The 13,073-nt window shown below is 69.2% G+C and carries 8 protein-coding genes; 2 read left to right on the top strand and 6 right to left on the bottom strand.

Going from position 1 to position 13,073, the window contains the following annotated elements:
• Nucleotides 1–116 precede the first annotated feature (116 nt).
• Complete coding sequence (locus FEK34_RS17640) at nt 117–1,133, top strand: methyltransferase (RefSeq protein ID WP_138448884.1); 1,017 nt, start codon at nt 117–119, stop codon at nt 1,131–1,133.
• A 9-nt stretch (nt 1,134–1,142) separates the two neighbouring features.
• Here FEK34_RS17640 and FEK34_RS17635 read toward each other — a convergent pair whose 3' ends face one another.
• Both FEK34_RS17635 and FEK34_RS17630 read right to left on the bottom strand, forming a co-directional pair.
• Nucleotides 1,143–1,607 (bottom strand): deazaflavin-dependent nitroreductase, encoded by a 465-nt coding sequence (locus FEK34_RS17635; protein WP_138448883.1) that lies wholly within the window; start codon nt 1,605–1,607, stop codon nt 1,143–1,145.
• Nucleotides 1,597–2,211 (bottom strand): PadR family transcriptional regulator, encoded by a 615-nt coding sequence (locus FEK34_RS17630; RefSeq protein ID WP_138448882.1) that lies wholly within the window; start codon nt 2,209–2,211, stop codon nt 1,597–1,599. Before FEK34_RS17630 ends, FEK34_RS17635 begins: the two co-directional genes overlap by 11 nt.
• A gap of 271 nt (nt 2,212–2,482) precedes the next feature.
• Between FEK34_RS17630 and FEK34_RS17625 the strand changes: the two genes are divergently transcribed.
• A complete protein-coding gene (locus FEK34_RS17625) occupies nt 2,483–3,346 on the top strand; it encodes an LLM class F420-dependent oxidoreductase (RefSeq protein WP_138449146.1) in 864 nt (287 codons plus the stop codon).
• Nucleotides 3,347–3,349: 3 nt separating this feature from the next.
• Here the strand turns inward: FEK34_RS17625 and FEK34_RS17620 are convergent, their stop codons facing one another.
• From FEK34_RS17620 to FEK34_RS17605, 4 genes are read right to left on the bottom strand one after another with little or no spacing between them, the layout of a single operon-like run.
• Nucleotides 3,350–4,033, bottom strand: a complete 684-nt coding sequence (locus FEK34_RS17620) for a TetR/AcrR family transcriptional regulator (RefSeq protein WP_138448881.1) — start codon at nt 4,031–4,033, stop codon at nt 3,350–3,352.
• Between the two features lie 55 nt (nt 4,034–4,088).
• The gene (locus tag FEK34_RS17615; protein ID WP_138448880.1) at nt 4,089–5,162 is read right to left on the bottom strand and encodes a carboxymuconolactone decarboxylase family protein; all 1,074 of its coding nucleotides are present in this window, start codon (nt 5,160–5,162) and stop codon (nt 4,089–4,091) included.
• Nucleotides 5,163–5,164: 2 nt separating this feature from the next.
• Nucleotides 5,165–6,583: an aminotransferase class I/II-fold pyridoxal phosphate-dependent enzyme gene (locus tag FEK34_RS17610; protein WP_138448879.1), complete on the bottom strand. Its 1,419-nt coding sequence runs from the start codon at nt 6,581–6,583 to the stop codon at nt 5,165–5,167.
• A complete protein-coding gene (locus FEK34_RS17605) occupies nt 6,580–12,981 on the bottom strand; it encodes a type I polyketide synthase (protein ID WP_138448878.1) in 6,402 nt (2,133 codons plus the stop codon). The genes FEK34_RS17610 and FEK34_RS17605 overlap by 4 nt, the downstream gene beginning before the upstream one ends.
• Nucleotides 12,982–13,073: the final 92 nt, after the last annotated feature.

The raw sequence follows: 13,073 nt of genomic DNA, 5'->3' as shown, positions 1-13,073 counted from the left end.
GATCGGCGCACCGCGCCGTCCGGCTCGATGGTTGCTTCCCCCGCAGGGCGGTTGCGACACTGGCCTCCGGCGAACAGGGCAGGCGAGAGCTCACACCGACGATCGCAGGAGTGCTCATGGCAGAGACCAGCGACACTATCGTTCCCGACGCATGGAAGACACTCGGCCCGCTGATCGATCTGGCGACCCCGATGGCGATGCGGGTCGCCGCGACGTTGCGCATCGCCGACTTCGTGGCGGACGGTCCGCTGCCGGTCGACGAGCTCGCGCAGCGCTCGAACACCGACGCCGACGCGCTCGGCAGGCTGCTGCGGCACCTGGTCTGTCACGGCGTGTTCAGCGAGCCGGGCCCGGGCACGTTCGGCGACAACGAGATCGCCGCGCTGCTGCGCTCGGATCATCCGTCCCGGATGCGCGGACACCTCGATCTGGACGGATTCTTCGGGCCGATGGACCTGGTGTTCACCGGGCTGATGCACACGGTCCGCACCGGAAAACCCGCGTGGGAGAAGGTCTTCGGTGCGCCGTTCTGGGAATACCTGGACACCCATCCGGCGATGAGCGCCGCATTCGACGAAGCGATGGCCTCCGGACGACTCGCCGACGAGGCCGACGGCTACGACTGGTCCGGCGCCCGGCATATCGTCGATGTCGGCGGCGGCACCGGAACCCTGCTGGCCCAGGTGCTCGAGGCACATCCGCAGGCCCGCGGCACCCTCGTCGATCTGCCCGAGACCGTCGAACGCGGCAGGCACTACCTCGCCGCCCGCAGCCTGGACGGGCGCTGCGAAATCGCCGCACAGAGCTTCTTCGACCCGTTGCCCACCGGCGGCGATGTCTACGTGCTGTGCCGGGTGATCCACGACTGGGACGACGAGCAGGCCGCCGCCATCCTGCGCCGGTGCGCCGACGCCGCCGCGCCCGACGGGCGTGTGGTGATCATCGAAGGCTACGACTCCACCGGCGATCCGGCGTCGTTCGCCGAGATGAATCTGCGCATGCTGCTGATCTCCGGTGGCCGCGAACGCAGCATCGAGTCCTACACGGCGCTGGCCGCCGCGGCCGGACTGTCGGTGGCCGGCGTGCACCCGACACGAATCGGCCATCTCGTCATCGAATGCGTGGTCGCGTAGTACCGCCGGCTACGAGCCGGCGGCCGCGCGCGCCGGTTCGACCCGGAAGACCGGACAGCGCGGGGCAGCCGCGGCGAACGCCTCGGGGTCGGCTGATTCGACTGCGCCGGAGTTCAGCATGAACCGCACGCCGTGCGGCACCTTCTCGGGGAAGGCCCGCAGGATCGGCTCGCGTTCGGGGACCGGCAGTTCGGTCAGCGAAACCCGTTGTTTGCGACGGCCTTTGGCGAGCACGCCCCAACCCGCCGCCCGGGCGTTGCGTACCCAGTCGGCATCGTCGAAGCCGCCGACGACGTAGGTGATGCCGTCGACGGTCAGCGGCGAGACCGGCGTGGTGCGCAGGGTTCCGCTCTTGCGGCCGGGCACCGACAGCACCCGCATGGTGCCGACCGCGAGGCCGAGGGCCTGTAGCGCGATCACCACCCGGTTGAACGGCTTGAGCCGGCGCCGCATGCGCTCGTTGTCACTGGTCATGGTTGTTCTCCTGGTTACTTCCTGCGGGAAAATCGTTGTCCGGCCACGACAATCCGTGGTCGATGTCGTGTGCGACACCGTCGAGCCAGTCGATCTCGGCGGCTCGCTGATGCTGCTGGAACTCCGCTTCCAGCAGCACCGCTCGCGGGAGGCCGTCGGCGTGCTCGGCCAGCATCCGGGCGGTGTCGGCCTGGTCTTCGCGTAGGCGCTCGGCGCGCAGGCGCAGCATCCGGGCGGCCGATTCGCGATCGAGTGCGGGCAGATGCGCCAGCGCGGCGACGAAACGCGGGTACTCGTTCACCGGCTCGGTGAGCATCTCTTCCAGCAACTCACGCAGCAGCACCCGGCCGGCCTCGGTGATCTCGTACACCGTGCGCTCGGGTCGCGCCCCCGCCCGCGCCGTGCCCACCTGCCGCACCAGTTCCGCGCGTTCGAGCCGCGCAATGGCGTCGTAGAGCGATCCGCCACGCAGCTTCACCACCTCCTCGATATGCCGTTCACGGAGGGCGACTTTCATTTCGTAGGGGTGGCGTGGCCGCTCGGCGAGCAAGGTCAGCACCGCCAACGTCAGCGGCGTACGCAGCGCACGTGGTTCCCGGCTCACCAGCACTCCTATAGTCGAGTTCGTTTAGTCGACTTCGACTATAGCGGAATGTGCGACCGACCGCCGCCCCGAGCAGCGCCAAGCCACCGAACTGAAACACGTTCTTGCTGGAGTCCATGGCGTTGGCTAGTATTCCGAACACCTGTCCAGACACTGACGAACGTCTGGACGCTCGACTCCGCGCCCCGCCGGTGACGGAGCCCCGCGCCGATCCCCTCGGCGGATCCGAAGGAGTGCACACATGACCGGCTCTGGTTCCCTCGGCGACGCCTTGCGTTTCGGCATCGTGTTGTTCACCAGCGACCGCGGCATCACACCGGCCGCCGCGGCCAAGGCGGCCGAGGCCACCGGGTTCCACTCCTTCTACGTCCCCGAACACACCCATATCCCGGTCAAGCGCGAGGCCGCCCACCCGCAGACCGGCGACGAAACCCTGCCCGATGATCGCTATATGCGCACCCTCGATCCGTGGGTGGCGCTGGCGACGGCCGCGGCGGTCACCGAACGCATCGAACTGTCCACGGCCGTGGCGCTTCCGGTCGAACACGATCCGATCACCCTGGCCAAGACCATCGCCTCGCTCGACCATCTCTCCGGCGGCCGGGTGGTGCTCGGCGCCGGATTCGGCTGGAACACCGATGAACTCAGCGATCACCACGTGCCGCCGAACAAGCGACGCACCGTGCTGCGCGAATACCTGGAGGCCATGCGCGCACTGTGGTCGCAGGAGGAGGCCGAATATCACGGCGACTACGTCGATTTCGGGGCCAGCTGGGCTTGGCCGAAACCGGTGCGCGGTGACGTGCCGGTGCTGATCGGCGCGGCGGGCACCGAACGCACCTTCCGCTGGATCGCTCAGTCGGCCGACGGCTGGATCACCACGCCCGGCGAAACCGATATCTCCGACCGGCTTGCCCTGCTGCGCAAGATCTGGACCGATTCGGGCCGCCAGGGACAGCCGCGGGTGGTGGCCCTCGACATCAAACCGGACGCCGAGCGGCTGGCCGAATGGGCCGACGGCGGAGTGACCGACGTGCTGTACGGGCTGCCCGACAAATCGGAGGCCGACGTCGTGGCCTACCTGGAGCGCCTGTCGGAGAAGCTGGCGCGCATCGTCAGCCCGGCCGAGAGCTGACGCCTAGAACTTGGTGGGAATGCGCAGCGCGTTGACCCACAGGCGGGTCGCGGTGAAGGTCAGCTCCTCCATCGACGATGCGGGGGCATCGTCGGCCCTGGTGACGAAATGACCGAACGCCAGCCTGCTGACCATGCCCGACAGCGCCCGTGAGGCGAGCAGCGGGTCGAGAGCGGCGTCGGCGAGCCCGCGGCGTTGCAGATCGGCGATGCTGCGGGCATTGCGCTGGATGAAGGCGTCGGCGCGGCGCTGCCGCAGTTCGGCGAACTCGGAATCGATGTTCGCGACCTGTTCCAGCAGCGCCATCAGCTTGGCATTGCGCTGGTAGGCCTCGAAATAGGCGCGGTTGCTCGCCTCGACGATGGCGGCGGGATCGTCGTCCTCCGGCACATGCGGCATGCCGGGGTGCATCATGTCCTCCTGCGCCACCTCGAGCACCGCCGCGAAGATCTCTTCCTTGCTCGCGAAATAGGTGTAGAAGGTGCCCGAGGAGCAGTTGGCGGCCTGGGTGATGTCGATCAGCCGGGTTTCGAGGTAACCGTTGCGTTCGAACACCTCCCGCGCCGCCGCGACGAGCGCCGCACGCGTGCGCAGACCGCGCTGGGTGGTGGGCAGCTCACGCAGCAGCGAGGTACGCGCCATCGACGGCGCGTCGGCCCCGTCGGCTTCGGTGAGCTGGTCTCCCATGCTGCCTTTATACCGTCCGGCGAGGCCGGAACGGTATTCCGGACCGGCCGGCACCTCAGCCGCGGTTGTTCATGATCGCGGCATACACCCGGTAGATGCCCACCAGCGGCACGAGCTCGAGCAGCTGCTTCACCGAGAAATGGCGACGCAACCGCGCCCAGGTGTCATCGCTGATGAAGTACTCGGTGTCCAGCTCGTCGACCGCGCGCATGAGCGCGGACTGGGCGGGGCTCGCGTCGGGGCCGGCGGGCCCGGCGGCGACCAGGGCGGCGGTGTCCGGATACGCGGCCGAGCGCATGGTCCATTCGCCGATCGGGCCGACGCGCCACAGCATGCGCTGCACGGCCAGTTCCCGGTCGGCGGCTTCGAGCTTCATCCGCCGGGCCGCCACACCGTCGATGCGGCGCACGATCGCCGCCGTCCACGGATGGTTGAGCGCGAATTCGGCGGTGATCTCCGGATCGTGCGGCACCCAGATATGCGGGCGCGACGGCGGTGTGGCGGTGGTGATCTCGGCGGGCGCCGGGGCCAGTGGGCGATCCTTGCGCGGGCGACGCGGCCGGGCGGGCGAGCGGCGGGCCGCGCGCGGCTCGAAATCGAACAACTCCGCCGGCGGGCAGAAATTGTTGACCATGGCCAGCACCTCGTACATCGCGCCCACCGAGTACAGCTCCCGGTACTGGCGCGGCGACAGATGGCGCAGCAGCCGCTGCTTGGTCGCCTCGGTGATGAGCTGATCCTCGTGCAGTTCGTCGACGGCGGTGAGGATCGCGGCCTGCCGGTCGTCCCACAGCGGCGCCGACGGGCCGTCCTTGATCGCGACCAGATAGTCGGCGTCCTTGCGCAGCACCTTCGCGGTGAGGACGTGGTTTTCCCATTCGAACCGGCCGCCGCAGTTCCAGCTGCCGCGCAACGCGATGAGTTCCCAGTCGGCGATGGGCAGGATCGGATGGGCGATGGCCAGCAGATGAATATTGTTCACCAGCATGGTCCACGGGCCGAGGATGGTGAGGTGGTGCAGCACCGGCACCACGATCTCGGCATTGGGCGGGCTGAACCGCCACGGCAAGGGGTTACGCAGTCGCGGACTGCCCGGCCGCGACCAACCCAAGGCGATCTGCTCGGTCATCGTCAGGCCGTCCTCTCGTTGTCCGGTGCGGTGGGATCGGGCACGTGCTCGGCCGCGGCGATCGCCTCGGCCAGCAGGTCCGCGGTGCTGGTGAGCTGTTCGTCGGTGTGTTCGGAGGTGACGAAGAAACGCAGCCGCTCCTGGCCCGCCGGGACCGCGGGCGCGGAGATATTGCCCGCGTAGACGCCCCGTTGCAGCAGCGACGAGGCGACGAATCCGGAGCGGATCTCGCCGGGCACGATCACCGGGCAGATCGGGGTGCCCTGCGAATCGCCCAGGTCGATGCCGCGCTCGGTCAGCAAGGCGGTGAACCGTTTCGCGTTCGACCACAACCTGGTCAGGCGTTCCGGTTCGTCGTCGAGCACGTCGAGGGCCGCCAGGGCGGCGCCGACCGCCGAGGGCGCCGGACCGCCGGTGAGCATGGCGACGCCGGGTGCGGCGGCCTTCATGGCACCGATGAGGTCGGCGTCGCCGGCGATGAAACCGCCGACGCTGCCCAGCGCCTTGGACAGTGTGCCCATCCAGATGTCGACGTCCTCGCCCGCCATCGAATAGTGCTCGCGGATACCGCGTCCACGGGCGCCGAACACACCCAGTGAATGCGCCTCGTCCACCATGACGGCGCAGTCGTATTCGCGTGCGATATCGGCCATCTCGTTCACCCGGCCGACGGTGCCGTCCATGCTGTAGTGGCCTTCGACCACCACCAGCGCCCGGTCGAACCCGGAGCGCGACATCCGCAGCACCGACCGCAGCGCGTCGGGGTCGTTGTGCCGGAAGGTGATCCGGCGACAGCCCGCCCACTGGGTGCCGGATATGACGCTGCCGTGGATCAGGGCATCGCAGAAGGCCACGTCACCGTCGCCCATCAGGAACCCCAGCACGCCCGCGTTGGTGAGGTAGCCGCTGGTGGTGATCATGGCGTCGCCGACGCCGTACCAGTCCGCCAGCCGCCGTTCGAGTTCGCCGTAGAGGGCGATCTCACCGGCCAGGATGCGGCTGGCCGACGCCGAGGCGCCGTAGCGGTCCAGCGCGGCCTTGGCCCCGGCCACCACCCGGGGATGGTTGGCCAGCCCCAGATAGTTGTAGGCGCTGAAGTTCACCAGCTCACGGTCGCCGACGCGCATGGTGGCGTCGTTGGCGCCGGTGCGCGGCAGGAACAGCGGGTTGGGCATGCCGGTCTGCTCGTAGAGTCCGGCGATGGCCGCCCGGCGCGCCACCATGGCCGCCACCTCGGGGTGGTCGGCGAACTGGCGGCCGGGGCCACGTCGCTTGCGCGGGGCGGAGGCGGCGGTCGTGGCGGCGGGCCGGGCCGGGGCCGCCGCGGGACGTGCGACGACCGGCCCGGAGGCCGCGGGACCGGATGCGGTCGCGGTGCCGGACAGCAGTTTCCGTGCCAGTTCGCGGGCCGACTCGCTCATGCGTTCACCTCGGTATTCACCTCTGCCGCAGCCGGTTCCGCCGCTTCCGGTGCCGGGGCGGTGAGCACACGCGACGGCGTTGCGCTGCTCTCCACCAGGTACGCGGCGACCTTGGCGCCCGCCTGTTCCAGCGTGAAGGTGCGGCCCATCTGCAACGACGCCATGTCGACGCCGAGCGACTTGGTGATCAGCGCACCGAATTCCACCGCCATCAGCGAGTCGAGACCGAGCTCGGGCACCGGGACCGTCAGGTCGATCGATTCCGCCGACACACCCATCACCGAGGCGAGCTGCTCGGCGAGCATATGCGCGACGACATCGTTGCGTTTGCCCTCGTCGAGCTCGCGCAGCGCGGCGGCCAGCTGGGCGGCGGCCGAATCGTCCTTGGCCGCCGCCGCGATCTGCGCCTCCACCCGGCCGGTCATCCCGAAGAACGGCGCGGTGGCGTCGACCTTGCCCCAGTCGATCGGGAAGATCGCACCGTAGTGGTGCAGGCCCAGTTTCAGCGCTTCTTCCAGGTACTCGGTGCCCTCGTCCATGTCGATCGAGTCGAAGCCGGTATTGCGCAGGTAGCGGGCGAGGTTCTCATCCGCGGCGGCCATACCGCCACCGGACATGTGACCCCAGCCGACCGCCAGCGCCTTGCCGCCCTTGCGCACCACCACATCCGCCACCGCCTGCAACGTGAGATTCGCCGCGGTGTAGGCATATTGGCCCACACCGCCGAAGATCGCGCTACCGGAGGAGAACAGGATGAACAGATCCAGCTCGGCGCCCGCGGCGGTGAGCCCGTGCAGCAGCGCGCGCACACCATCGACCTTGGGCCGGAACACCGAGGCCAGGCTGTCGCGGTCCATCACCGAGATGCGTTTGTCGTCCACCACACCGGCGGTGTGGAAGACCCCGCGCAGCGGGTGCTGCGGGGTGTGCGCCCGCGCGATGACCTCGGCGATGGCCTCCGGATCGGTGACGTCGACGCGTTCGGTGGTGACCTCCACGCCCTTGTCCTGCCAGATCGCCAGCTGCTGCCGGGCTGCCTCGGTGGTGGCGCCGCCGCGGCCGAGCAGCGTCAACCGGGTGGCGCCCTTGCCGACCAGCCACCGGCCCATGGCCAGGCCGAAGGCACCGAAACCACCGGTGATCAGGTACTGGCCCGCCGGGTCGATGACGACCTCGGGGATCTGCGGCCGCACCAGCGGCGCGTCGTCTTCCAGGTTCAGCGCCACCCGGCCGATCTTGCTCGACCGCGCGACCTCCTCGAACGCCTTGGCCACCTCGGCGGTCCCGTAGGACTCGTACGGCAGCGGCTGATAGGTGCCCGCGGCGATGGTGGTGTAGCTGCGCTGCACCAGTTCGACGGTGGCGTGGCGGCGCAACGCCAGCATCCGGTCCAGGTCCATCGAGTGGTAGGAGACGTTCTTGTCGAAGTGGCGCAGATCGAGCATGCCGCCGGTGTAGATGTCGGCCTTGCCGACCTCGACGATCCGGCCGAATTCGGCGATGGCCTTGAAGTTCTGGCGCAGGATCTCACCGGGCGCGGAGGAGATGATCACGTCGGCGCCGCGGCCGTCGGTCAGGCCGAGCACATCGTCGACGAAGTTCAGCGATCGCGAGTTCAGCACATGGTCGGCGCCCTGCGACAACACGTAGGCGCGCCGCCCATCGGTGCTCGCCGTGCCGATCACCTGCGCGCCGTGTGCCTTGGCGATCTGCACCGCGGCCGCGCCGACACCACCGGCGGCGCCGTGCACCAGCACCGTCTCCCCCGGCTGCACCCGCGCCAGCTCCAGCAGCGAATGCTCGGCGGTGGCGAACGCGGTGGCGTTGGTGCAGTGCGCCGGATCCACGTCCGGGGCCAGTTTGCGCACCAGATCGGCGTCGGTGGTGTGGAACCGGCTGATCATGCCCTTGGATCCGAGGCTGACCTGATCGCCGACGGCCACATGCTCGACCTGCGCGCCGACCCGCACCACGGTGCCGATGCCTTCCATGCCAGGCGTGGTGCCGAAGAAGGTGCCCGCGAGTTCGCGTTCGGTGAGAACCCCGATCACCTTCAGCGGGTCCTTGTAGTTGAGTCCGACCGCGCGGATGCGGATCTCGACCTCGTTCGGTCCGGGCTCACGGCGATCACAGCGCCGCCAGCCCAGCCGGGACAGCACCCGCGATTTCGGCAGTTCCAGGGTGAAGTTGGCCTCCGGATCCTCCAGCGGCACCGCCTCGTCCATGGCTTCGAGCCGGCCGGGCAGGGAGGCCTCGACCACCGTCACCCAGCGCAGGCCGTTGCGCAGGAAGACCTCGTCGGAGTGGTCGTAGGTGAAGGCGCCGCCGATGGCGAGCTCGGCGGCCAGCTCCGCGTCACCGGTTTCGGCGTCGACGTCCACCAGCCGCCAGCGCAGCCGCGGCTGCTCGTTCAACAGCACCCGGCGGGCACCGGCGAGCGCGGCATGGCTCGGGTTCGGCGGTACCTCGTCCTGCGGATGGGCGAAGGCGTGTTCGGTGATGAGGGTCAGGTGGATGGAGCCGTCACCGATGATCGACACCTCGGCCGAGCGCTGTTCGAGCCAGTCCTCGAGGAAGCCTTCGAGCATCACCGCGAGCCTGCGCAACGTCCACAGGTTGTCCATATCGGAGTATTCCGAACCGGCCACGATCACCACGTGCACGCGCTCGACGCCGTCGACGGCCGCGGCGGCGCGGACCCGCTCGAGCATCGCGGTCTCCAGATCCTCGCGCGCCGGATCGCCGACGGTGACGATCTCGGAGCGCACCGCGGTGCCCGCGACCTGCCGCGCGCGCTCGCTCACCTGCGAACCCAGCTCGATGACGAGGGTGAACGCGGTTTCCGGCGCGGGCAGTCCGCTGCGATCCACCGGATCGCGCATTTCCCAGCGGTCTTCGTAGAAGAAGTCGGTCATCCGTTGCAGCGCACTGCGTCCCGGTGTGATCGACCCGAAGCGCATGCCGGCGATGCGCATCACCAGGTTGTGTTCGGCGTCGAGCAGGTCGATGTCGGCGGTCGGCTCGCCGTCGGTATCGAGGCGGGCGATCACGATCACCTGGTCGGGAATCTTCGCGAAGAGACGGACGCCGTCGACGCCGACCGGCACCATGGCGCCGTCCTGGGAGTTGGCGGTGCCGGCCAGCAGCGCCGCCACGCTCTGTAGGGCCGCGTCGACCACGCACGGGTGCGCGAGATGACCGGAGTCGCGGGCGATGCCGCCGTCCAGGGTGGCCAGCACGGTGGCGTCGGCGATCCGCACCGAGGTGGCGCGCTGGAAGGCCGGGCCGTAGGCCAGGCCGCGTTCGGCGAGGCCGGCGTAGAACGCGGCGGGGTCGATGTCGAGCATGCCCGCGGCGTCGGGCAGTTCCACCTTCGATGGTTCGAAGGTGCCTGCGACCAGGCGGCCGAGCGCGTTGATGGTCCAGGCCGATTCGGCGGCGCCGCGCGAGCGGATGGTGAAGCGCTGGGTGGACTCCTCCACGGTGAACTCGACCACCGGGGCCGCGCCGTCGGCGATGATCAGCGGCGCCACGAAACGGACGTCCTCGACGGCGACCGTGGCCGTCTCGTGCCGCAGCGCGGCAGCGCTCAACGCGGCATCGAGGTAGGCCGCGCCGGGCAGGATCCGCGCGCCGCCCACCACATGATCGTCCAGCCAGGGCATTGCCGCCAGGCTCAACTCGACCGTCCACGTCGCGGGATCCATCAGGTCGGGATCGCCGAGCATCGGGTAGCCGCCCGGGGTGCCGTACTTGCGCTGGGTGAGTCCGGGCAGCTCGTTGTGCAGCAGGGTGCGCTGCCAGGGGTAACGCGGCAGGTCGATATGCGGGGTCACCGAGTGGCCGGCGAACAGCGCGTCGATATCGAGCACGCCCGCGGTGTAGAGGCCGCCGATGGTCTGGCGCAGGCTTTCGGAGTCGGGCTGTTTGCGGCTGAGGGTGGCGATACTGGTGCCGGTCTCGCCCGCCCCGATCAGGATCTCGCGGATATTGGCGCCGAGCACCGGATGCGGGCCGACCTCGAGGAACACCCGGCTGCCCGCGCCCACCAGCGCGGTGACGGCGTCGGCGAAGCGCACCGGCTGACGGACATTGCGGCACCAGTATTCCGCGTCCCACTCCCCGCTGGTCACCCGCTCACCGGTCACCGTCGAGTACAGCGGAAGCACCGGATCCGACAGCTTCAGATCCGCGAGTACCGTGCGCAGCTCGTCGAGGATCGGCTCCATCAGGTAGCTGTGGTAGGGCACCTCCACATGCAGCCGTTTGGCGAAAGTGCCCTGTTCGGTGAGCTGTTCGGCGATCTCGTCCAGCCGCTCGACCGCACCGGCCAGGGTCACGGCATTGGGGCTGTTGATCGCGGCGATATCCACCCGGTCGTCACCGGCGATGAGTTCGGCGGCCGCAGCGGGCGCCAGCCCGACGGCCAGCATGCCGCCGGTGCCCGCGGTCGTCGCCTGCAACCGTGCCCGGTGGTAGCTCACCAGCAGCGCGTCACGCAGCGACAACATGCCGGTGACGTAGGCCGCCGACACCTCGCCCACACTGTGGCCCACCACTGCCGCCGGGCGCACACCCAACTCGGCCAGCAGCGCGAACAGCGACACCTGCACCAGGAAGTTGGCCGGCTGCGCCACCGCGGTGGTGGTGACCTTCGATTCCTCCTCCGGGCGCAGCAGTTCCTCGACGATGGACCAGCCCGAGATCTCCTGGAAGACCGCGTCGATCCGGGCTGCCTCCTCGGCGAACACGCCGGGCGTCTGCAACAGTTCGCGGCCCATGGCCCACCACTGCGGGCCCATGCCGGTGAAGACGAAGACCGGTTCATCGGTCTTACGCGGGATCACCTTGGTCGCGCCGCGGCCCTCGCCGGAGGCGAAATCGACCAGCGCGCGGACCAGTTCGGTGTCGTCGCCGAAGGTCAGGGCGGTGCGGAAGGGGTGGTGCTGGCGCCGCGTCCACGCCGCTTCGGCGAGGTGAGCGGGGTCGGCGCCGTCGGCGATGCGCTCGGCGAAACCCCTGGCCAGATCGCGGGCGGCCTGCTCACTACGCGCGGAGATCGGCAGCACACCGAAATGCTTGGGCTCGCGTTCGGCAGCGGCGGTCGGCCGGTACTCCTGCAAGATCGCGTGGGCGTTGGTGCCGCCGTAACCGAAACCGTTGACCGCCACGGTCATTCGCTCGACCTCGGGGCCGACCGGTTCGGCCTCGAGCTGGATCTTCACATTCAGCTCGTCGAACGGGATGTCCGGGTTGGGCTGTTCCAGCCAGCCCTGCGGCGCGATGGTGCGATGCGAGATCGCCAGCGCCGACTTGATGATGCTCGCGACACCCGAGGCCGCCTCGGTGTGCCCCAGCTGCGCCTTCACCGAGCCGACACCGAGCGGGGTGGTGCGGCCCTCGACCCTGCCATAGGCCCGCCCGATGGCCTGCAATTCCAGCGGATCGCCGACCGGCGTGCCGGTGCCGTGCGCCTCCACATAGGTGATCTCGTGCGGCGCCAGGCCGGCGCGGCGGGTGACCTTCTTGGCCAGCTCCTCCTGAAGGTCGGCGTTGGGCACGGTGATGGCGGTGGTGCGGCCGTCCTGATTGGCGCCGGTGGCCTTGATGACGGCGTAGATGCGGTCGCCGTCGCGTTCGGCGGCCTCGAGCTTCTTCAGCACGACCATGCCCGAACCCTCGCCGCGACCGTAGCCGTCGGCGGAGGCGTCGAAGGGCTTGGAGCGGCCGTCGGCGGCGAGGAAGCCGCCCTTGCACATCGACACGAACGGTTCGGGCTGCAACAGCATGGTGACACCGCCGGCTATCGCGACCTCGCAGTCGCCGCTGTCGAGGGCCTGGCAGGCCAGATGCACCGCGATCAGCGACGACGAGCACGCGGTATCCACGGTGACCGCCGGGCCGACCATGTTCAGGGCGTAGGCAATGCGGTTGGACAGCATCGTGTAGGAGGCGCCGACGGCGGTGTGCATGTCGACGAACGGCAGAGCCTCACCCGCCATCGACACCGCCAGCTGGTCCATGGTGAACGCGCCGATGTAGACGCCGATGGGCGCGCCCGCGATGGTGCCGGCGATGCCCGCGTCGTCGAGCGCCTCCCACGCGACTTCCAGGATGAGCCGCTGCTGCGGATCCATGGCCGCGGCCTCACGCGGGGAGATGCCGAAGAAGTCCGGATCGAACTGCCAGGGGTCACCGGTCATGAAAGCGGCGCGTTTGGTGTACATGCGGCCGGGAGTGCGGCGGTCCGGGTCGTAGTAGCGGCGGTAATCCCAGCGTTCGGCCGGGATATCGACGACGCCGTCGCGTTTGTCGACCAGGAAATCCCAGAAGGATTCCGGTGAATCGATGCCACCCGCATAACGGCAACCGATTCCGACAATAGCGATATCAGACACGAAGACTCCTCACCCACATCGAATTAACCCCTGGAGAACCCCCCTTGTGATTCGCGGGCGATACCCCTCGCCCGCCGTGCGGTTCATCTGCG

This window comes from Nocardia cyriacigeorgica (assembly GCF_005863245.1).
Classification (GTDB): domain Bacteria; phylum Actinomycetota; class Actinomycetes; order Mycobacteriales; family Mycobacteriaceae; genus Nocardia; species Nocardia cyriacigeorgica_C.
Note: the sequence above shows the minus strand (reverse complement) of the source record. Positions and strands in the feature narration are given on the sequence as shown.

What these genes read in the sequence shown, in the direction of transcription:
- FEK34_RS17640 (WP_138448884.1), top strand. Translation starts at nt 117, where the DNA reads ATGGCAGAGACCAGCGACACTATCGTTCCCGACGCATGGAAGACACTC.
- FEK34_RS17610 (WP_138448879.1), bottom strand. Translation starts at nt 6,583, where the DNA reads ATGAGCGAGTCGGCCCGCGAACTGGCACGGAAACTGCTGTCCGGCACC.
- FEK34_RS17615 (WP_138448880.1), bottom strand. Translation starts at nt 5,162, where the DNA reads ATGACCGAGCAGATCGCCTTGGGTTGGTCGCGGCCGGGCAGTCCGCGA.
- FEK34_RS17635 (WP_138448883.1), bottom strand. Translation starts at nt 1,607, where the DNA reads ATGACCAGTGACAACGAGCGCATGCGGCGCCGGCTCAAGCCGTTCAAC.
- FEK34_RS17620 (WP_138448881.1), bottom strand. Translation starts at nt 4,033, where the DNA reads ATGGGAGACCAGCTCACCGAAGCCGACGGGGCCGACGCGCCGTCGATG.